The sequence below is a fragment of the Pseudomonas sp. NFX98 genome (assembly GCF_047784845.1).
Classification (GTDB): Bacteria; Pseudomonadota; Gammaproteobacteria; order Pseudomonadales; family Pseudomonadaceae; genus Aquipseudomonas.
Map to the genome: position 1 here is coordinate 1 of NZ_JBLNNF010000016.1, position 17,523 is coordinate 17,523.

Below are 17,523 nucleotides of genomic sequence, written 5' to 3' on the forward strand. Positions count from 1 at the left end.
TCAAAAGATCGCAGCCTGCGGCAGCTCCTACAGGGTGGTGGCGAGTAAGGCATAAAGATAGATCGTATCGATATAACTGGTTATAAGAAAAATCGCTATGCTGCGGGCCAGATTTTCCCTGCGGTCTATGTGGACGTATCAATGGATTTAGTGAACATCGGGTTGGTTGTAGCCGGACTCGTCGTCGGCTTCATCGTCGGCATGACGGGCGTGGGTGGCGGGTCGTTGATGACCCCGATCCTGCTGTGGTTCGGCATCAACCCGGCGACGGCGGTCGGCACCGATTTGCTGTACGCAGCCATCACCAAATCCAGTGGCGTGCTGGTGCACAGGAAGAACAACAACATCGACTGGAAAATCACCGGTTGGCTGACCCTCGGCAGTGTGCCGGCCGTGATGCTGACACTGTGGTTCCTCAGCACGTTGCATTCCAGCCCCGACGCGATGAACGCGATCATCAAGCAAGCCCTGGGCTTTGTATTGTTCGCCACGGCGCTGGCAATTCTGTTCAAGAAGCGACTGCTCGATTTCGCCCACAAACGCGCCGGCGGCAATTACAACCCAAGCGGCCCACGCCTCAATGCCATGACCGTCGTCACCGGTCTGGTCCTGGGCACCATGGTTGCGTTGACTTCCATCGGCGCCGGCGCCCTGGGCACTGTCGCGTTGTTCATCCTTTATCCGCTATTGCCGACCCGCCGCCTGGTCGGCACGGAAATCGCGCACGCCGTGCCGCTGACGCTGGTCGCCGGTCTGGGCCATGCGAGCATGGGCAACATGGATTGGCAGGTGCTGGGTTACCTGCTGGTCGGTTCGCTGCCGGGGATTTACCTGGGCAGCCACCTGACCGGGCGCATCTCCGATGAAGTGCTGCGCCCTTGCCTGGCGACGATGCTGGTGCTGATTGGTTACAAGCTGGCGTTCTGATTCAACTCGCTACGCCAGCTTCATTCGCGGGTGAATATTTCCAGCAGATGCCCGTCCGGGTCATCGAAATACACCCGCCGTCTCCCCGCACAATCATTGATTTCCTTTAGCCGCTGTCGCAGTTCGGGTAGCGCTTTGTAATGGTTTCAGTTCCATTCGGCCTGTTGCGCATTGACCGCCCTGACCTAAGCTTGGGGCAAGGCGAACTACATTTGCGAAGCGTCACCGGAACGAACGCCGCAATGCGCAATCATTAGAGCGTGGATATCAAAAGGAGATGCGCATGCTCATCAGGTCACTGACCCTGGCTACCCTGCTGGCGATTGCCGGCCCCCTGTTCGCCGCCGATGGCGACTCACCACTGGACATGGACAAGGGCAGGTCCCGGCCATTGATTGTTATCGCTCCGAGCACGGTTGATCCGACGTGGGTCGGCCTGAAAAAGTCGCTGGATGAGCCGGCCAATCGCAAGGGGTTCACCGATCGCAACATGGTGCTGTACACCGTGCTCAACCTGATGGGCCAGCGTGAAGGCAAGGACCTGGGGCCGCAAGATACGGCGGCATTGATCCGCTCACTGAAGCTGGGCGCCGGCGCCAAGACCAAAGTGATTCTGGTCGGCAAGGACGGCGAAAAGAAATTCGAACAATCGGATACCGTCAAGCTGGAAGAGATTTTCGCAGCCGTCGACCAGTTGCCGGCGGCCGAGAAGGAAACCCCGCCGCCAACCGTGGCGACGCCCGCCGCTGAACCTGAACCGGCGGCCAAAGGCGCTAAAAATGGTAAACCGGTGAAACCGGCGAAACCTACCAAGCCGCCTGAAATGCCGGATGACTGATTCAGCGTTGACTCATTGGGAGAGCGATCACAAAACCTGTGGGAGCGAGCAAGCTTGCTCCCACAAGGATTACGGTTGACTGGTCGATACTGAACTCAGGGCTTATTGGCCCAAAGCGCTCAGCACCTGATGCGCAATCTTTACCCGCTCCGCATTCGGATAATTCTTGTTCGCCAGAATCACAATCCCCATGTCCTTCGACGGCACAAACGCAACGTACGCCCCAAACCCACCGGTCGAACCGGTCTTGTTGATCAGCAAGTCTTGCGTTGGCGATTGCGGCGGATTCAGCCATTGGACTTTGTGCGGCTCCATCGCCATCGGCGTCGAGTTGCCCGCCAACAATCGATCCAGAGTGATCGGGTAGCGATACAACTCCCAACCGAGACCCTGGGTCAAGTCGTCGACCGTGTAGTAACCGGTATGAGTCAACGCAATCGCCTGCTGCAATGGTTTTTCCAGGTGCGACGGTTTCAGGTTCGCTTCAACAAACGCCAACAGGTCCGCCGCGCTGGTTTTTACGCCATATGCTTCGGAATCCAGCGCACCCGGCCCGACTCGCACCGGTTTGCCGTCCTTGTTGTAGCCCTGCGCATAAAGCCCCATCTGGTCCTGTGGCACTTTCAGGAAGGTGTGTTTCAGGCCGAGTTTCGGCAGCAAGGTGTTAGCCATCACTTCATCGAACGGCTGACCCAGGCTGTGCGCGGCAAGGTAGCCGAACAAACCGATGCTGGGGTTCGAGTACAGTCGCTGGCTGCCGGGGGCGAAAGCCGGTTTCCACTGTTGGTAGTAGCCGAGCATTTTGTCGGGCGAATCGAATTCGGCCGGGAATTGCAGGGGCAAGCCGCCGGCGCTGTAGGTGCCCAGTTGCAAAGCGCTGATGTTGTCGAAGGCGCTGCCGCGCAAGGCTGGCAGGATCTGACTGGCCTTGTCGTTCAGGGACAGTTTGCCGTTGGCCACGGCATAGGCGGCGAGGGTGGCGGTGTAGGTCTTGCTGACCGAGCCGATCTCGAACAGGGTGTTTTCGGTGACCGGTTTGGCGGGTTCTTTCGACGCCACGCCGTAGTTGAAGAAGTGCTGTTTGCCGTTGACGGTAACGGCCACGGCCATTCCGGCAATGCCTTCTTTCTGCATGACCGGTTTAACAGCGGCATTCACCACCGACTCGATTGGGTCCTGTGCGACGCACTGGCCTGCGGTCAGCAGTCCCAGGCAAGCCGCGAGCGTTTTCAGGCGATCCATGTTGATGTTGTCCGTTGTCGATTCAGATGCGCGTCATTCTAGAGGTTAAAACCTCGATCTTTAAACCCGAGCCGTTGATTGGCGGCTCGGGTTTATGACTTTGGGCGCGCTAACGCTGAATCAACGCACCAGACATGGCCGCTTGTTATCGAACTTCCATCCCGGAAGCAAAAACTGCATCGCCACGCTGTCGTCCCGCGCACCCAAGCCCATGCCCTTGTACAGTTCGTGGGCCTTGGCCACCTGGTCCATGTCCAGTTCTACGCCCAGTCCCGGTTTCTGCGGCACCTGCACGCAGCCTTCAACGATTTGCAGCGGGGCTTTGGTCAGGCGCTGGCCGTCCTGCCAGATCCAGTGGGTGTCGATGGCCGTGATCTCACCCGGCGCAGCCGCCGCGACGTGGGTGAACATTGCCAGCGAAATGTCGAAGTGGTTGTTGGAATGCGAGCCCCAGGTCAGGCCCCATTCGTGGCACATCTGCGCCACGCGAACCGAACCTTGTATGGTCCAGAAGTGCGGGTCGGCGAGCGGGATGTCGACCGATTGCAACTGGATCGCGTGGCCCATTTCCCGCCAGTCGGTGGCGATCATGTTGGTGGCGGTTTTCAGGCCCGTGGCGCGACGGAACTCGGCCATGACTTCGCGCCCCGAATAACCGTTTTCCGCACCGCACGGGTCTTCGGCGTAGGCCAGAACGTTGTGCTGGTCGCGGCACAAACGGATCGCTTCCTTCAGGGACCAGGCGCCATTCGGATCGAGAGTGATGCGCGCATCGGGGAAGCGTTCGGCGAGGGCGGTGACCGCTTCGATTTCGGCATCTCCGCTGAGCACGCCGCCCTTGAGCTTGAAGTCCTTGAAGCCATATTTCGCGTGCGCGGCGACTGCCAATTGCACCACTGCATCGGCGGTCATGGCTTTCTCGTGACGCACGCGGAACCAATCGTTGTCGGCTTCCGGTTCGCTGCGGTAGGCGAGGTCGGTTTCGTTGCGGTCACCGACGTAAAACAGGTAGCCGAGCATCTTCACCTCGTCGCGTTGCTGGCCTTCGCCGAGCAGGGCCGCGACCGGCACATCCAGATGCTGGCCGAGCAAGTCGAGCAGGGCGGCTTCAAGTCCGGTGACGGCGTGAATGGTGATGCGCAGGTCGAAGGTCTGCAAACCGCGACCACCGGCATCGCGGTCGGCGAAGGTCTGGCGCACCTGATTGAGGATCTTCTGGTAAGTGCCGATCGGGCTGCCGACCACCAGGCTGCGTGCGTCTTCGAGGGTTTGGCGAATGCGCTCGCCACCCGGTACTTCGCCGACGCCGGTGTGGCCGGCGTTGTCCTTGAGAATCACGATGTTGCGGGTGAAAAACGGGCCGTGGGCGCCGCTCAGGTTGAGCAGCATGCCGTCATGGCCGGCCACCGGAACCACCTGCATGCTGGTGATGATCGGGGCTTTGGCGGTGTCTTGTGCGATCATTTTTTTATCCTTTCAAGCGTGACGAGGCGCGGATTCAGCCGATGGGATGGCGGGCGCGGATTTGGGTTTGTTGCGTGCGGCGAAGACAATGATCGCGGCGATGATCGAGGTCGCGGCCAAGCCGTAGAGTCCGCCCTGAATCGAACCGGTGCGTTCTTCCAGCAGGCCAAAGGTGGTCGGCGCGACGAAGCCACCGAGGTTGCCCACCGAGTTGATCAGCGCGATGACGCCGGCGGCGATCCGTGCATCCAGATACGCCTGGGGAATCGGCCAGAACAGCGACGACGCCGATTTGAAACCCAGCGCCGCAAAGCAGATCGCAACGAAAGCGAAGATCGGCCCGCCGGTGGTGGACATGAACATCCCGGCAGCAGCAATCAACAATGCGACGGCAACCCAGGCTTGTTGGTGCTTCCACTTGGCCGACAGCGAAGCGAAGGCGTACATGCCGATGATCGACAGCAACCATGGAATCGAGTTGAACATGCCGACCTGGAAGTCGCTGAGGTCACCCATCTTCTTGATGATGCTCGGCAGCCAGAACGTCGCGGCGTAGATGGTCAACTGGATGAAGAAGTAGATCACGCAGAACAGGATGATCTGCCGGTCCTTGAGCAGTTTGCCCAGCGATGGCTTGATCGGCGTCGCTGCTTCGCGGGCCAGTTGTTCGTCGTCGATGGCCTTGACCAGTGCGTCTTGCTCGTCGCGGGTCAGCCATTTGGCGTCGTGGGGTTTGGAGTCCAGCCAGAACCAGACAAAGGCGCACAGGCCCACCGAGAACATGCCCTCGATGAAGTACATCCATTGCCAGCCGTGCATGCCGAATCCGCTGATTTGCAGGAGCAGACCGGACAGCGGGCCGGAGATCAGCGAGGCAATCGCCGAGCCGCTGAGGAAAATCGCGATCGCCTTGCCGCGCTCAACACCGGGCAACCAGCGGGTGAAGTAGTAGATCACTCCGGGAAAGAATCCGGCTTCAGCCACACCCAGCAGGAATCGCAGAATATAGAAGTGGGTTTCGTTCTGGATGAACGCCATGCCCGCCGCGACAAGGCCCCAGGTCAGCATGATGCGGGTCAGCCAGATGCGTGCGCCGACTTTTTGCAGAAGGATGTTGGAGGGCACTTCGAACAGCGCGTAACCAATGAAGAACAGACCGGCACCGAGGCCGTAGGCGGCCGCGCCGATGCCCAGGTCGTGTTCCATGTGGGCGCGGACGAAGCCGATGTTCACCCGGTCAATGTAATTGACGATGAACATGATGACGAACAGCGGCAGGACGTGACGTTTGACTTTGGAGATGGCGGACTTCAGCACGGAATCGGCGTCGTCGTTCATCCCGGAGATGGATGTATTCACTGCGTTTTCTCCCACTCGTTATTTTTATGCGGGGTGTAACGGTTGCTGCGTTGTTGATAGACATCATACAACTACGATTTTTCATCCTGCAACAGGACTTGCCTAGCAAAATGGCGATTTATTTTTGATCTGATGAATTTTTAGCGATTGAAGAAAACTGTTTTCGTGGGCAAAAAAGTGATTTTGTTGAGTGTTGTCATACAAGTTGGTGCGATTTTTCTAACGATTCCCGCTGAACGCAGTGCTACGATTCGATAGCCAAGTTTTTCGGACGCCCTCATGCAAGAAGACCTCGACGCACCTGCCCGCAAGCGCAGCCACAATCTGGCCCACGATCTGGTGGCCAAGCTGACCCAGAGCATCCTGCTCGGGCAAATGTCGCCCGGCGACAAGCTGCCGTCGGAGAATTCGATTGTTCAGGAGCACGGGGTCAGTCGCACGGTTGTGCGCGAGGCGATCTCGAAATTGCAGGCGTCGGGGCTGGTGGAAACCCGTCACGGCATCGGCACGTTTGTGCTGGAGCGGGCGCCGGAGCAGGGGTTACGGCTGAATGTCGATACCGCGCTGGGCGTGCGCAGCATTCTGGAATTGCGCATGGGCCTGGAAACCCAGGCGGCGGCGCTGGCCGCGACTCGCCGAACTGACCAGCAACTGGAGCAGATGCGCGAAGCGCTCGACGATTATCAAAGCCTGCTGGCCAACAACGACAGCTGTGTCGAAGCCGACCGGCGCTTTCACCTGCTGATCGCCGAGGCCACCGGCAACGTATGCTTTACCGAAATCATGCAGCACCTGGGCAGTGCCATGATCCCGCGAACCCGGGTCAACGCGGCCGAACGCGGGGCGGTGGATTTGAGCAAACTCGGGCAACTGGCCAACCTCGAACATGAGGCGATTCTCAACGCCATCAAACGCCAGGACCCGGACGCGGCGCGGGCGGCGATGTGGCTGCATTTGACCAACAGCCGGGACCGGTTTTCGCTGTAGGAGCAAGGCTTGCCCGCGATGACGTCAAACGCCTCAACACAAATCGTCGATCAAGCCCGCGCTACCTGTACCACCGCTCTGTGCTCCAGATTCAACGCCAACACACTGATCAACACCACAACCGCCCCAACCCCAACCATCAGCGTCGGTCTCTCGCCCAGCGCAAAAGAAGCAATGAGCATCGCCATCGGCGGCACCAGATACAGCGTCATCGTCGCACGGCTCAAATCCACATGCGCCAACACATAGGCCCACGCCAGATACGCCAACGCGCTCGGGAAAATCCCTAGGGCAAACACCGCCAACTGCACACGTTGCGGCGCATTCATCACCTGATCCACCAGCCCCGGCAGGAACACCAACAGCAGCGCAGTCCCGGACCAGACCGTGTAGCACACCAGCGTCAACCCGTTGTAACGCCCGGTGTGATGCTTTTGCAGACCGAAGTAGAGACTCCACGACAGCGCCGCCAGCAGGATCAGCAAGCCATGGGCATCGATGCTGCCGAAGCCATGATCCCCGGCCACCACGATCACCACGCCGAGCAATCCCAGTATCACGCAGCCCCAACGCCAGAGGCTCACCCGATCCTTGAATACGAAACGCGCCAGCAACGTGCTGAACAGCGGCGTCGTCTGCGCCAGCACACTCGACGCACCGGCGCTGACGCCCTGTTGGCCGAAATTGATCGCCACGTGATGCAGGCTCACCGCAAAGAAGCCCAGCCCGAACAGCAGCGGCAGATCCCGCAGTTTCGGTAGGTGAATACCTCGCCATACCGCGACCACGGCCATGAACACCGAAGCGATCAGAAATCGCAGCAACGCCAGGTGCACCGGGTCGTAGGCCAGCAATCCGATGTGGATGCCGGTCGGGGAGTAACCCCAGCAGGCCACGACAAACGCCATGGCCAGGATGATTTTCAAGGGGGAGGGCGTGAGTGGATTCATGGTCGTGCACCGGTGGGATATGCACCGAGTATCGGAATCCTGATCGTTCGCCACAACTGACTTATACTGCGCTAACTGTTCACTTTGGGTGATGTATGGAGCTGGCGCAGATTCGCATGTTCAAGACCGTGGCTGAGGTAGGCAGCATTGCCCGTGCCGCCGAGTTGCTGCATTGCGTGCCGTCGAATATCACGGCACGCATCAAGTCGCTGGAAGCAGAGTTGGGTGTCGCGCTGTTTCTGCGTGAGGGGCGCGGGTTGCGCATCAGCCCGTCGGGCCAGACCTTTCTGGCCTACGCCTCGAAAATCCTGGCCCTCACCGCCGAGGCCAAGCGCGCGGTGGACCCTTCGGCCGACCCGTCCGGGCCATTACGCATTGGGGCCATCGAGTCTTCGGCCACCGGGCGTTTGCCGCGTTTGCTGGCGAAATTCCACAAGCGTTTCCCGCAGGTGGCGCTGGAGCTGACCACCGGTACTTGGGCCCAGTTGCTCGACGACACGTTCAATCACAAGCTCGACGGTGCGATCGTCGCGGTCGACGTCGAGCGCTCGCAGCTCAAGCGCACGCCGATGTACCGCGAAGAGTTGCTGGTGATCGCCTCAACCTCTCTCGGACCGCTGCACGATGTGGCGGACTTGCACGACAAGACCATGTTCCTTTGGCCTCAGGGCTGTCCCTACCGGGCGGCGATGGAGCATTGGTTATTGCGCAACGGGTTGTCGCTGCCGATTGTCAGCCTGGCCAGCTATGGCGCGATTGTCGGTTGCGTCAGCGCCGGAGCCGGCGTGGCGCTGGTGACCAAAGGGGTTTTCGATCAATACGCCAAGGGTGCCGGGTGCGTGGCGTTCGAGTTTCCCGAACTGACGGCAATCGAGAGCCTGTTCTACTGGCATGAAAACGCCGGGGTACACCCGGCGCGGGAAGCGTTTGTGGCGATGTTGCGCGAGGAGTTTGCTTAGGCGTTTCACTTGCGTAGGAGCTGCCGAAGGCTGCGATCTTTTGATTTTGCTTCTTAAGATCAAAAGATCGCAGCCTTCGGCAGCTCCTACAGGGGCTTACGTTGCGCTGATATCGCGCATCAGCAGACCGAAACTCAGATCCACCGCATCCGGAATCGGCAAATACACCGTGTGCCCATCCCCCGGTGCAACTTCAATCGCTTCGCCCTTGACGTTCTGCAACTGATGCAAATCAAAGTGAAAGTTGCCCTTGGGCGTCATCAGTTCCATGTGATCGCCCAGACCGAATCGATTCTTCACCCTGACTTCCGCCAATCGATCCCGCCGCTCGCCGGTCAGTTCGCCGACAAACTGTTGCCGTTCCGACACTGAACTGCCGTTCTGGTAGTTCTGGTATTCGTCATGCACATGCCGACGCAGGAAACCCTCGGTGTAGCCGCGTTGGGCGAGGGATTCCAGGTCCGTCATCAGGTCGCGGTCGAATACCCGGCCTGCCACCGCGTCATCGATTGCCCGGCGATAAACCTGAGTGGTCCGTGCGCAATAGAAATGCGATTTGGTCCGCCCTTCGATTTTCAGTGAATGCACGCCCATCTGCGTCAAACGCTCGACGTGCTGCACGGCGCGCAGGTCCTTGGCGTTCATGATGTAGGTGCCGTGTTCATCTTCGAAGGCCGGCATCAGTTCATCGGGGCGATTGGCTTCCCGCAACAGGAACACTTGTTCGGTGGGAGCGCCGAGGCCCAGGGTCGGTTCCGGTTGATAGTGCTGGACGATGTCGCCGAGCGGGTTTTCGGTGGCCGGTTGCACGGAGTACTTCCAGCGACAGGCGTTGGTGCAACTGCCCTGGTTGGCGTCGCGCTTGTTCATGTAGCCCGACAGCAGGCAGCGACCGGAATAGGCCATGCACAACGCGCCATGGACGAACACCTCAAGCTCCATGGCCGGGACCTGTTGGCGGATTTCGCCGATTTCTTCCAGCGACAGCTCCCGCGACAGGATGATCCGGCTCAAGCCTTGTTGCTGCCAGAACTCCACGCTCGCCCAGTTCACCGTGTTGGCCTGCACCGAGAGGTGAATCGGCATCTGCGGATAGTGTCGGCGCACCAGCATGATCAGGCCGGGGTCGGACATGATCAGCGCGTCGGGCGCCATGGCGATGACGGGCGCCAGGTCCTTGAGGAAGGTCTTGAGCTTGGCATTGTGCGGCGCGATGTTGATCACCACATAGAAACGCTTGCCCTGAGCCTGTGCCTCGCGAATGCCTAGCGCCAGGTTGGCATGATCGAATTCGTTGTTGCGCACCCGCAAGCTGTAGCGCGGCTGGCCGGCGTACACCGCATCGGCGCCGTAGGCGAAGGCATAACGCATGTTTTTCAGAGTGCCGGCGGGGGCGAGCAGTTCGGGAGCAATGAGGTTCATGGCGGGTCGATCGCAAAAGCCGCCGAGGGTAAACGCCTGGCCCAAAGGGTTTATTGATCTGGATCTATGCTTGATGAACAAACCGATGGCACTCGCGCGGGCCGTCGTGGCCTAAGCATCAGGGCGTACTTCTGCGACCCGGTGGATTGGCATGGATCGGACATGAACGAAGAGACGCTCAAAGACAAATCGCTGGCCATTTTGCTGTTGCTGGTGAGCATCGCTTTCGTCTGGATTCTGCTGCCGTTTTACGGCGCGGTATTCTGGGCGGTGATCCTCGGAATCCTGTTTGCCCCCCTGCAACGACAATTGCAATTGAAATTCGGCTGGCAACGCAACCTCACTTCACTGCTGACCTTGAGCATCTGCCTGTTGATCGCGATCCTGCCAGTGATCATCCTGACTATCTTCCTGGTTCAGGAAGGCACGGCGCTTTATAAGAACATCGAGAGCGGGGAACTGGATATCGCCAGTTATGTGGCGCAGTTCAAGCACAGCCTGCCGCCGTACTTCCAGCATTTGCTCGATCGCTTCGGCATGGGGGAACTGAATGGCTTGCGCGAGAAAATCATCAAGAGCGCGATGACCGGCAACCAGTTCGTCGCCACCCAGGCCTTCAGTTTTGGTCAGGGCACGTTCGAATTCATCGTCAGTTTTTTCATCATGCTGTACCTGCTGTTTTTCTTCCTGCGTGACGGTGCGGAGCTTGCGCGCAAGGTGCGCATGGCCGTGCCTCTGGAGGAAAACCAGAAGCGTCGTTTGCAGCTCAAGTTCAACCGGGTAGTGCGGGCCACCGTGAAGGGCAATCTGGTGGTGGCGATCACGCAGGGTGCGTTGGGCGGATTGATTTTCTGGTTTCTGGACATTCCCAGCGCATTGATCTGGGCAGTGTTGATGGCATTTCTGTCGCTGTTGCCAGCGGTGGGGGCGGGGATTATCTGGGCGCCAGTAGCGGCGTTTTTCCTGTTCACCGGAGCGATCTGGCAAGGGGTGACACTGGTGTTGTTCAGTGTGTTTGTAATCGGCCTGGTGGATAACGTGCTGCGTCCGATCCTGGTGGGCAAGGACACGAAAATGCCGGACTACATGATCCTGATCTCGACCCTCGGCGGCTTGGCGATTTTCGGCCTCAACGGCTTTGTCATCGGCCCGTTGATCGCGGCCCTGTTCATGTCGAGCTGGGCCATTTTCATCGAAACCAAACCGCGGGTTCAGCTGCCTTAAGCGCTGAGTTTTCCTTGTTGGCCAGTGCTGATCTGCTGCGACAACGCCTGGGCGTCGGGTAGCGAGGTGAGCGGGCCGCTGATTTGTTCGCCGTCCTGGACCAGATACCAGCAGGCGAGCATTCCGAGCGCTCTGAGCTGTGCGGGAACGGCGCTGCCAATAACGGACATAATCTGAACCTGAGACATCATAAGTACCTCCATCAATCTATGGAGCTACCTTACGGGGCGGGCGAAATTTCCGACAATCACCGTTTTCGATAGTGGTCATTGACGTCGTTGTGGCTAACCGACCGCCTGTCGGTCAGTCGACCACCTGATCGAGCATATGGACCACTTCCTGCTCGTTGAGCAGGCCTTTGCGCACCAGGTTTTGCGTCAGCAGCGAGAGGAACTTGGCGCTGCGGTGGCCTTCCAGGTGCTTGAGTTCGGTCAGCGTGTTGTACACCTTGCTGGAAGTGCACAGACCGACAATGCGGTGCGGGTTCTGCGTTGGCATGAGGGCGTCCTTGTTGTTATCAACCTGTTGTTGGCGGACAGGTTCAAGCTTGCGGATCTGACATGACATATATATGACGGTTTCCCCAAAAGAAGGGGTGAGTCAATCTTGCCTGCTTGAGCAACTGATACTGTCCCGATAACGACACTGACGCGATTTATCAAGACCGTTGCCGACGAACGGCAGCTACTTGTAGGAGCGAGCCTGCTCGCGATGATCTCAGGACACCACGTTCATCCCGTAAACACGCGTCATCGTTGTCGTCCATCGCGAGCAGGCTCGCTCCTACAGGGGACAGGGTTTCCGTGCGGACATAAAAAAGCCCCGCTGTCGGGCGGGGCCTGTAAGTCTGTCACCAGCGGCCATAACCGTGGGGAGGGCCGTAGTAACCGCGTGGCGGGCCGTAATAGCCACGGGGTGGTCCGTAGTAGACCGGCGCCGGACGGTAATAGATCGGCTGTTGCACGTACACCGGCGCCGGCTGGTAGTAAACCGGTGGCGGTGGTGGCGCGTAATAAACCGGTGCCGGCTGCGCGTAGACCGGTTGCGGCGCGACGTAGACTGGCCGGTTGGCGTTGATCAGAGCCGAGCCAACGATGGCAGTACCGACGATCGCTCCAAATACCGCCGCGTCATTACCACCACCATGGGCTTGCGCCTGACCTGTGAGAGCGAGCGCGCCGATCAGCAGGGCAATTGTGGGGATTTTACGGATCATGATAGTTCCTCGGTTCTTCGACCCGGCGCTTGCGTCTGCAATAGACCCAAGGATTGTCGCGGGGATACTTCTAAGACAGCGTTTTTTTGAGATTCAGCACAGCCGTTTGGTAAATTTTGTGTAAGGTCTGTACCGGTTTGCTTACGGACGTTTTAGTGCCGCGGGCAGGTACGCGAATATCATCGATCAGAACCTGTGGGCTGGCTAATCCCGTCCATCTGAAAGTGCGTTAGAAGGAGATTTACATGCAGATGAACCCCAATCGAGACACCCAACTGTGCATGTCGCTCTCCGGGCGTCCGGGGAACTTTGGGCTGCGATTTCACAATCATCTGTATGAACAACTGGGGCTGAATTTCTACTACAAGGCATTCAGCAGCCAGGATTTGCCCGGTGCAGTGGGCGGCATTCGCGCCTTGGGCATTCGTGGTTGTGGCGTATCCATGCCGTTCAAGGAAGCCTGCATTGCCTTGGTCGATGAGCTGGATGCGTCTGCCGCCGCTATTCAGTCGATCAACACCATCGTCAACACCGACGGCCATCTCAAGGCCTACAACACCGATTACATTGCCATTGCCCAATTGCTGGAAACCCACGCCGTGCCCAAGGACACCACCTTTGCCCTGCGCGGCAGCGGCGGCATGGCCAAAGCCGTGGCCAGCGCCTTGCGCGATGGCGGTTACAAAAACGGCCTGATAGTGGCTCGTAACGAGCGCGCCGGGCGGGCATTGGCCGACTCCCTAGGCTATGAGTGGCAGGCGGAACTGGGGGCTCGTCGCCCGCAGATGCTGGTCAACGTGACACCAGTGGGCATGGATGGTGGCGCCGAGGCCGGTCAACTGGCGTTCGAGATTGATGTCATCAAAGCGGCGGACATCGTCTTCGATGTGGTGGCGATTCCTTCGGAAACCCCGCTGATCGTGCGTGGTCGTGCCGAGGGCAAGAAGGTGATCACCGGTCTGGAAGTGATTGCGATCCAGGCGCTGGAGCAGTTTGTGTTGTACACCGGCGTGCGGCCGACCGAGGAACAGTTTCAGAAAGCGGTGGCATTTGCCCGCAGCTAGGAGGATTCCATGCATCCACCCATTCTCAATTTGAATCAGGTCGAACTCGAACCGTTGCCCGAAGCGTTCGCGCCCACCGGCGAAACCGCCGGGCGCTACCAGCAACGCCTGGCCCGCGTCGGTCAATTATTGGGCGCGCAGAAGCTCGGTTATCGCTTGTATGTGCTGGAACCGGGCATGCGTGGCAGCCCGTTTCACAGTCATCGGGTCAACGAAGAAATGTTCTACGTGGTGGCCGGGGAAGGCGAGGTGCGACTCGGCGCAGAGCGGTTTCCAATCCGTACCGGCGACGTGATTGCCTGCCCGCCGGGCGGCCCGGAAAAAGCCCATCAGATCATCAATTCCAGCAACGCCGAACTGCGTTACCTCGCCGTCAGCACCCAGCAGTCACCGGAAATCTGCGAATACCCGGATTCCGGCAAATATGCGGTGATGGATGATTTCAAGGTGGATGCCGAGGGCAATGCTTCGGGGTTTGTTGCGGTGGCGCGGCAGGAGGATGGCGTCGATTACTGGGACGGTGAATAGCCTGTAGCAGCTGCCGAGCCTGCGAGGCTGCGTCCGGCTGCGAAGCAGTCGTAAATCCTGCACACGCGGTTTTTCCTGAATCACTGCATGGCTGATTTTACGACTGCTGCGCAGCCGGACGCAGCCTCGCAGGCTCGGCAGCTGCTACGGACCGCGTGTTTTATTCGAGTCGCGCCAACCGCTCTTCCAGCGCCGCAATCCGCGCTTCCAGCTCTTCAATCCGCTCAACCGAAACACCGCTGCCGGCACCGCGCTCGCTCGGGTTCTGCCGGGCCGCAAGGATCGCCTCGATATCCGCCGGATCACCCATCGCATGGGTATAGCGGTCCTCACGCTGCCCGGCCTGACGCGGAATCAACACCGCCAGCCCTCGCGCAATCAACCGTTCCAGCTGATGCACCACCTGTTCGGTATCTTCAAACTCATGCATGCGGCCACTGCGGGTCAGCAGTTCATTTACCGTCTGCGGGCCACGCAAAAACATCAGCCCGGTCAAAATCACCTGCGCCGGCACCAGTTCCAGCGCCTTGTCGACCTTGTGCTCCCAGCGATCGGCACGACTGCCCATTACCAGTTTGGTGAAACCACGTCCTTCAAGTGCGCGCAGGCTCTGGCCGACCTGACCGGGCGTGAGGTTCATCACGGGCTCGCGGCTGGTTTTCTGGTTGCAGGCAATCACCAGGGCATTGAGGGTCAGCGGATAGGTTTCCGGGCTGGTGGCCTGTTTCTCGATCAACGAACCCAGAATGCGGATCTCCGTGCTGTTGAGCCGTGGTTCGTCGAACGTCGTTTCTTGCTCAGTGCTCATGTTCTGCATCCTTAGCCGATTCATGTTTTTCACTTGCGTAGACGCACTTTGACATCGCCCGTTCGGACTAGGCAAGGCTAACGATTCTGCCGAACCCGGGCGGCGCCAAACTTCATGCTCAAAGGGGTGTTGCGCCACGCGCGCCCCGTCAAACGAGCAGAAGGCGCCGCGATGGAGTTTGCATTCAGCGACGAACAGGAAATGATCCGCGCATCGGCCGAGGGCTTCCTCGCCGATGTCTCGGATTCGGCCGCCGTACGCGCGGCGATGGTCAGTGAACGGGGTTTCGATGAGGCCCTCTGGCAGCGTCTGTGCCAGGAAATGTACTGGCCGGCGATTCATATTCCCGAAGCTTACGGCGGCCTTGGTCTGGGCTTTGTTGAGCTGGCGATCCTGCTGGAACAGATGGGCCGGCGCCTGCTGTGCTCGCCGTTTTTCGCCACCGCCTGCATGGCCACACCGACGCTGTTACTGGCCGCCAATGAGGAACAGAAACTGCGTTGGTTGCCGTCGATTGCCGACGGCAGCGTGACCGCGACCCTGGGGTTCAGCAGCGCCAATGGCTGGGCGGCCGAGGATGTGCAGGCAACGGTGGTGGCCGAGGGTGACGGCTTTGTCCTCGATGGCACCCTCAAGCATGTGCTCGACGGGCATGGTGCCGACCTGTTGATCATCGCCGCACGCCAACCCGGTTCCACCGGCGAAACGGGCATCAGCCTGTTTGCGGTCAACGCCGTTCGCGCTGGCATCGAACGGCAAATGCTCCCGACCATGGACCAGACCCGACGTCAGGCGCGGATTACGCTCAAGGGTTTGTACCTTGAAGCCGACGCGTTGCTGGGTGAGTTCGGCCATGGCTGGTCGCATTTGGAGAAGGTCCTGCAACTAACCTGTATCGGCCTCGCTGCCGAGCAAACTGGCGGCGCGCAACAAGTGCTCGACCTGAGCGTCGCCTACATGCAGGAGCGCCAGCAGTTCGGTCGCGCCATCGCCAGTTTCCAGGCCCTCAAACACCGCGCCGCCGACATGATGCTGCAAGTCGAATGCGCGCGTTCGGCCAGTTATTACGCCGCGTGCGTGGCCCAGGAAGTCCTCGATCCGCAGGGCGATGGGCAAGTCGCCGCCGAATTGCCGCTGGCAGCGGCGCTGGCCAAGGCGCAGTGCTCGGACACCTATTTTCACTGCGCGTCCGAATCGATCCAGTTACACGGTGGCGTCGGTTTCACCTGGGAGTACGACCCGCACCTCTACTTCAAGCGCGCCCGCGCCAGCGAAAGTTTCCTCGGGCTGCCGGCCTGGCATCGCGAGCGGATTGCCGCGCAGATTCTGGGAGAGCAGCCATGAAAATCAGTTTCAGCGAGCCGGACGAACGCTTCCGTAAAGAAGTCGCCGACTGGATGAGCGCCAACCTCTGCGGCGAGTTCGAAGCCCTGCGTTTTCGCGGCGGACCGGGCGACGAGCACATGTTTCCCGAAGAGCGCAAAGCCTGGGAACGCAAGCTCGCCGAAGGCGGCTGGACCTGCGTCGGCTGGGTGCCGGAGCATGGCGGACGCGGATTGTCGATCACCCAACAGGTGATCTTCCATGAAGAATACGCCCGTGCTGGCGGCCCCGGACGCATGGGGCATATCGGTGAAGGCCTGGCCGGTCCGACCATCGCCGCCTTCGGCACGGCCGAACAGCAACAGCGTTTTTTACCGGGGATCGTCAGTGGTACGTCGTTCTGGTGCCAGGGCTATTCCGAACCGGGCGCCGGCTCCGACCTGGCCAACGTCAAGACCCGCGCCACGCTGGATGAGTCGACCGGTAGTTGGCTGATCAACGGACAAAAAGTCTGGACCTCACTGGCCCACGAATCGGACTGGTGCTTCGTGATCGCCCGCACCGAACCGGGCAGTGTTGGCCATCGCGGTCTGTCGTTCCTGCTGGTGCCCATGGCTCAGGCAGAAATCACCGTGCGTCCCATCGAGCAACTGACCGGCACCTCGGAGTTCAACGAAGTGTTCTTCGACGATGCGCGCACCGACGCCGCCAACATCATCGGCGCGCCGGGTGAAGGCTGGAAGATCGCCATGGCGTTGCTGGGTTTCGAACGGGGTGTGTCGACCCTCGGCCAGCAGATGCAGTTTCAGAACGAACTCAACGGAATCATCGCCATCGCCAAGTCCAATGGCGCCGACCGCGATCCGATCCTGCGTCAGCGCATGGCCGAAGCCTGGAGCGGGCTGCGGATCATGCGCTACAACTCGCTGCGCATGCTCTCGGGTAGTCAGGACGGATCGCTGCGCAAGGAGGCGACCATCTACAAGCTGTTCTGGTCGACCTGGCACGCCAGCCTCGGCAAGTTGGCGATGGATGTCCTCGGCGCTGACTCAGAACTGCTCGAAGCGGCGCCGTATCAATTGACCCGTTTGCAGTCGCTGTACCTGTTCAGCCGCGCCGACACCCTCTACGGCGGCAGCAACGAAATCCAGCGCAACATCATTGCCGAGCGCGCCTTGGGTATGCCCAAGGAACCGCGTCCACGCGCCTGAA

At 59.8% G+C, this 17,523-nt stretch carries 18 protein-coding genes and 1 pseudogene; 9 read left to right on the plus strand and 10 right to left on the minus strand.

Going from position 1 to position 17,523, the window contains the following annotated elements; translation table 11 throughout:
* Positions 1 to 141 precede the first annotated feature (141 nt).
* Positions 142 to 927: a sulfite exporter TauE/SafE family protein gene (locus tag ACM110_RS20635; RefSeq protein WP_416129235.1), complete on the plus strand. Its 786-nt coding sequence runs from the start codon at positions 142 to 144 to the stop codon at positions 925 to 927.
* Between the two features lie 20 nt (positions 928 to 947).
* Here the strand turns inward: ACM110_RS20635 and ACM110_RS20640 are convergent.
* Positions 948 to 1,046, minus strand: a pseudogene (locus tag ACM110_RS20640) (VOC family protein); the annotation flags it as partial.
* A 164-nt stretch (positions 1,047 to 1,210) separates the two neighbouring features.
* Here ACM110_RS20640 and ACM110_RS20645 point away from each other — a divergent pair.
* Positions 1,211 to 1,765 carry a DUF4174 domain-containing protein gene (locus tag ACM110_RS20645; RefSeq protein ID WP_416129236.1) on the plus strand — a complete coding sequence of 185 codons (555 nt, stop codon included), beginning with the start codon at positions 1,211 to 1,213 and terminating at the stop codon, positions 1,763 to 1,765.
* A gap of 102 nt (positions 1,766 to 1,867) precedes the next feature.
* On the opposite strand, the gene ampC is transcribed toward ACM110_RS20645, so the two are convergent.
* The 3 genes from ampC to ACM110_RS20660 all read right to left on the minus strand — a co-directional run bounded on the left by ampC (position 1,868) and on the right by ACM110_RS20660 (position 5,830).
* Positions 1,868 to 3,007 (minus strand): class C beta-lactamase, encoded by a 1,140-nt coding sequence (ampC, locus tag ACM110_RS20650; protein ID WP_416129237.1) that lies wholly within the window; start codon positions 3,005 to 3,007, stop codon positions 1,868 to 1,870.
* A gap of 120 nt (positions 3,008 to 3,127) precedes the next feature.
* Positions 3,128 to 4,471 carry a glucarate dehydratase gene (gudD, locus tag ACM110_RS20655; protein ID WP_416129238.1) on the minus strand — a complete coding sequence of 448 codons (1,344 nt, stop codon included), beginning with the start codon at positions 4,469 to 4,471 and terminating at the stop codon, positions 3,128 to 3,130.
* A gap of 12 nt (positions 4,472 to 4,483) precedes the next feature.
* A complete protein-coding gene (locus ACM110_RS20660; protein WP_416129239.1) occupies positions 4,484 to 5,830 on the minus strand; it encodes an MFS transporter in 1,347 nt (448 codons plus the stop codon).
* 279 nt (positions 5,831 to 6,109) lie between these two features.
* Here ACM110_RS20660 and ACM110_RS20665 point away from each other — a divergent pair, with 279 nt between their 5' ends.
* The gene (locus ACM110_RS20665; RefSeq protein WP_338581988.1) at positions 6,110 to 6,817 is read left to right on the plus strand and encodes a FadR/GntR family transcriptional regulator; all 708 of its coding nucleotides are present in this window, start codon (positions 6,110 to 6,112) and stop codon (positions 6,815 to 6,817) included.
* A gap of 50 nt (positions 6,818 to 6,867) precedes the next feature.
* Here the strand turns inward: ACM110_RS20665 and ACM110_RS20670 are convergent, their stop codons facing one another.
* Positions 6,868 to 7,767 (minus strand): DMT family transporter, encoded by a 900-nt coding sequence (locus ACM110_RS20670; RefSeq protein WP_416129240.1) that lies wholly within the window; start codon positions 7,765 to 7,767, stop codon positions 6,868 to 6,870.
* 95 nt (positions 7,768 to 7,862) lie between these two features.
* Between ACM110_RS20670 and ACM110_RS20675 the strand changes: the two genes are divergently transcribed.
* A complete protein-coding gene (locus tag ACM110_RS20675; protein WP_338581986.1) occupies positions 7,863 to 8,726 on the plus strand; it encodes a LysR family transcriptional regulator in 864 nt (287 codons plus the stop codon).
* 96 nt (positions 8,727 to 8,822) lie between these two features.
* Here the strand turns inward: ACM110_RS20675 and yegQ are convergent, their stop codons facing one another.
* Entirely contained in the window at positions 8,823 to 10,148 is a 1,326-nt protein-coding gene (yegQ, locus tag ACM110_RS20680) for a tRNA 5-hydroxyuridine modification protein YegQ (RefSeq protein WP_416129241.1), read from the minus strand.
* Between the two features lie 162 nt (positions 10,149 to 10,310).
* On the opposite strand from yegQ, the gene ACM110_RS20685 reads away from it, so the two are divergent.
* Positions 10,311 to 11,372, plus strand: a complete 1,062-nt coding sequence (locus ACM110_RS20685; protein ID WP_416129368.1) for an AI-2E family transporter — start codon at positions 10,311 to 10,313, stop codon at positions 11,370 to 11,372.
* Here ACM110_RS20685 and ACM110_RS20690 read toward each other — a convergent pair.
* The 3 genes from ACM110_RS20690 to ACM110_RS20700 all read right to left on the minus strand — a co-directional run bounded on the left by ACM110_RS20690 (position 11,369) and on the right by ACM110_RS20700 (position 12,588).
* Complete coding sequence (locus ACM110_RS20690) at positions 11,369 to 11,560, minus strand: hypothetical protein (RefSeq protein ID WP_416129369.1); 192 nt, start codon at positions 11,558 to 11,560, stop codon at positions 11,369 to 11,371. The genes ACM110_RS20685 and ACM110_RS20690 overlap by 4 nt on opposite strands.
* A gap of 115 nt (positions 11,561 to 11,675) precedes the next feature.
* The gene (locus tag ACM110_RS20695) at positions 11,676 to 11,870 is read right to left on the minus strand and encodes a hypothetical protein (RefSeq protein ID WP_150768365.1); all 195 of its coding nucleotides are present in this window, start codon (positions 11,868 to 11,870) and stop codon (positions 11,676 to 11,678) included.
* Positions 11,871 to 12,222: 352 nt separating this feature from the next.
* Positions 12,223 to 12,588: a hypothetical protein gene (locus ACM110_RS20700; RefSeq protein ID WP_150705441.1), complete on the minus strand. Its 366-nt coding sequence runs from the start codon at positions 12,586 to 12,588 to the stop codon at positions 12,223 to 12,225.
* 245 nt (positions 12,589 to 12,833) lie between these two features.
* Between ACM110_RS20700 and ACM110_RS20705 the strand changes: the two genes are divergently transcribed.
* Together ACM110_RS20705 and ACM110_RS20710 are read left to right on the plus strand one after the other, a co-directional pair.
* A complete protein-coding gene (locus ACM110_RS20705; protein WP_416129242.1) occupies positions 12,834 to 13,652 on the plus strand; it encodes a shikimate 5-dehydrogenase in 819 nt (272 codons plus the stop codon).
* Between the two features lie 9 nt (positions 13,653 to 13,661).
* The gene (locus tag ACM110_RS20710) at positions 13,662 to 14,180 is read left to right on the plus strand and encodes a cupin domain-containing protein (protein WP_416129243.1); all 519 of its coding nucleotides are present in this window, start codon (positions 13,662 to 13,664) and stop codon (positions 14,178 to 14,180) included.
* Positions 14,181 to 14,340: 160 nt separating this feature from the next.
* On the opposite strand, the gene ACM110_RS20715 is transcribed toward ACM110_RS20710, so the two are convergent.
* Positions 14,341 to 14,988 (minus strand): YceH family protein, encoded by a 648-nt coding sequence (locus ACM110_RS20715; RefSeq protein WP_416129244.1) that lies wholly within the window; start codon positions 14,986 to 14,988, stop codon positions 14,341 to 14,343.
* Positions 14,989 to 15,159: 171 nt separating this feature from the next.
* Here ACM110_RS20715 and ACM110_RS20720 point away from each other — a divergent pair, with 171 nt between their 5' ends.
* Positions 15,160 to 16,332 (plus strand): acyl-CoA dehydrogenase family protein, encoded by a 1,173-nt coding sequence (locus ACM110_RS20720; protein WP_416129245.1) that lies wholly within the window; start codon positions 15,160 to 15,162, stop codon positions 16,330 to 16,332.
* Positions 16,329 to 17,522 (plus strand): acyl-CoA dehydrogenase family protein, encoded by a 1,194-nt coding sequence (locus tag ACM110_RS20725; RefSeq protein ID WP_416129246.1) that lies wholly within the window; start codon positions 16,329 to 16,331, stop codon positions 17,520 to 17,522. Before ACM110_RS20720 ends, ACM110_RS20725 begins: the two co-directional genes overlap by 4 nt.
* Position 17,523 lies beyond the last annotated feature (1 nt).

Coding starts and splice junctions, on each gene's coding strand:
- ACM110_RS20635 (WP_416129235.1), top strand. CDS start 142: ATGGATTTAGTGAACATCGGGTTGGTTGTAGCCGGACTCGTCGTCGGC.
- ACM110_RS20645 (WP_416129236.1), top strand. CDS start 1,211: ATGCTCATCAGGTCACTGACCCTGGCTACCCTGCTGGCGATTGCCGGC.
- ampC (WP_416129237.1), bottom strand. CDS start 3,007: ATGGATCGCCTGAAAACGCTCGCGGCTTGCCTGGGACTGCTGACCGCA.
- gudD (WP_416129238.1), bottom strand. CDS start 4,471: ATGATCGCACAAGACACCGCCAAAGCCCCGATCATCACCAGCATGCAG.
- ACM110_RS20665 (WP_338581988.1), top strand. CDS start 6,110: ATGCAAGAAGACCTCGACGCACCTGCCCGCAAGCGCAGCCACAATCTG.
- ACM110_RS20670 (WP_416129240.1), bottom strand. CDS start 7,767: ATGAATCCACTCACGCCCTCCCCCTTGAAAATCATCCTGGCCATGGCG.
- ACM110_RS20675 (WP_338581986.1), top strand. CDS start 7,863: ATGGAGCTGGCGCAGATTCGCATGTTCAAGACCGTGGCTGAGGTAGGC.
- yegQ (WP_416129241.1), bottom strand. CDS start 10,148: ATGAACCTCATTGCTCCCGAACTGCTCGCCCCCGCCGGCACTCTGAAA.
- ACM110_RS20685 (WP_416129368.1), top strand. CDS start 10,311: ATGAACGAAGAGACGCTCAAAGACAAATCGCTGGCCATTTTGCTGTTG.
- ACM110_RS20690 (WP_416129369.1), bottom strand. CDS start 11,560: ATGTCTCAGGTTCAGATTATGTCCGTTATTGGCAGCGCCGTTCCCGCA.
- ACM110_RS20695 (WP_150768365.1), bottom strand. CDS start 11,870: ATGCCAACGCAGAACCCGCACCGCATTGTCGGTCTGTGCACTTCCAGC.
- ACM110_RS20700 (WP_150705441.1), bottom strand. CDS start 12,588: ATGATCCGTAAAATCCCCACAATTGCCCTGCTGATCGGCGCGCTCGCT.
- ACM110_RS20705 (WP_416129242.1), top strand. CDS start 12,834: ATGCAGATGAACCCCAATCGAGACACCCAACTGTGCATGTCGCTCTCC.
- ACM110_RS20710 (WP_416129243.1), top strand. CDS start 13,662: ATGCATCCACCCATTCTCAATTTGAATCAGGTCGAACTCGAACCGTTG.
- ACM110_RS20715 (WP_416129244.1), bottom strand. CDS start 14,988: ATGAGCACTGAGCAAGAAACGACGTTCGACGAACCACGGCTCAACAGC.
- ACM110_RS20720 (WP_416129245.1), top strand. CDS start 15,160: ATGGAGTTTGCATTCAGCGACGAACAGGAAATGATCCGCGCATCGGCC.
- ACM110_RS20725 (WP_416129246.1), top strand. CDS start 16,329: ATGAAAATCAGTTTCAGCGAGCCGGACGAACGCTTCCGTAAAGAAGTC.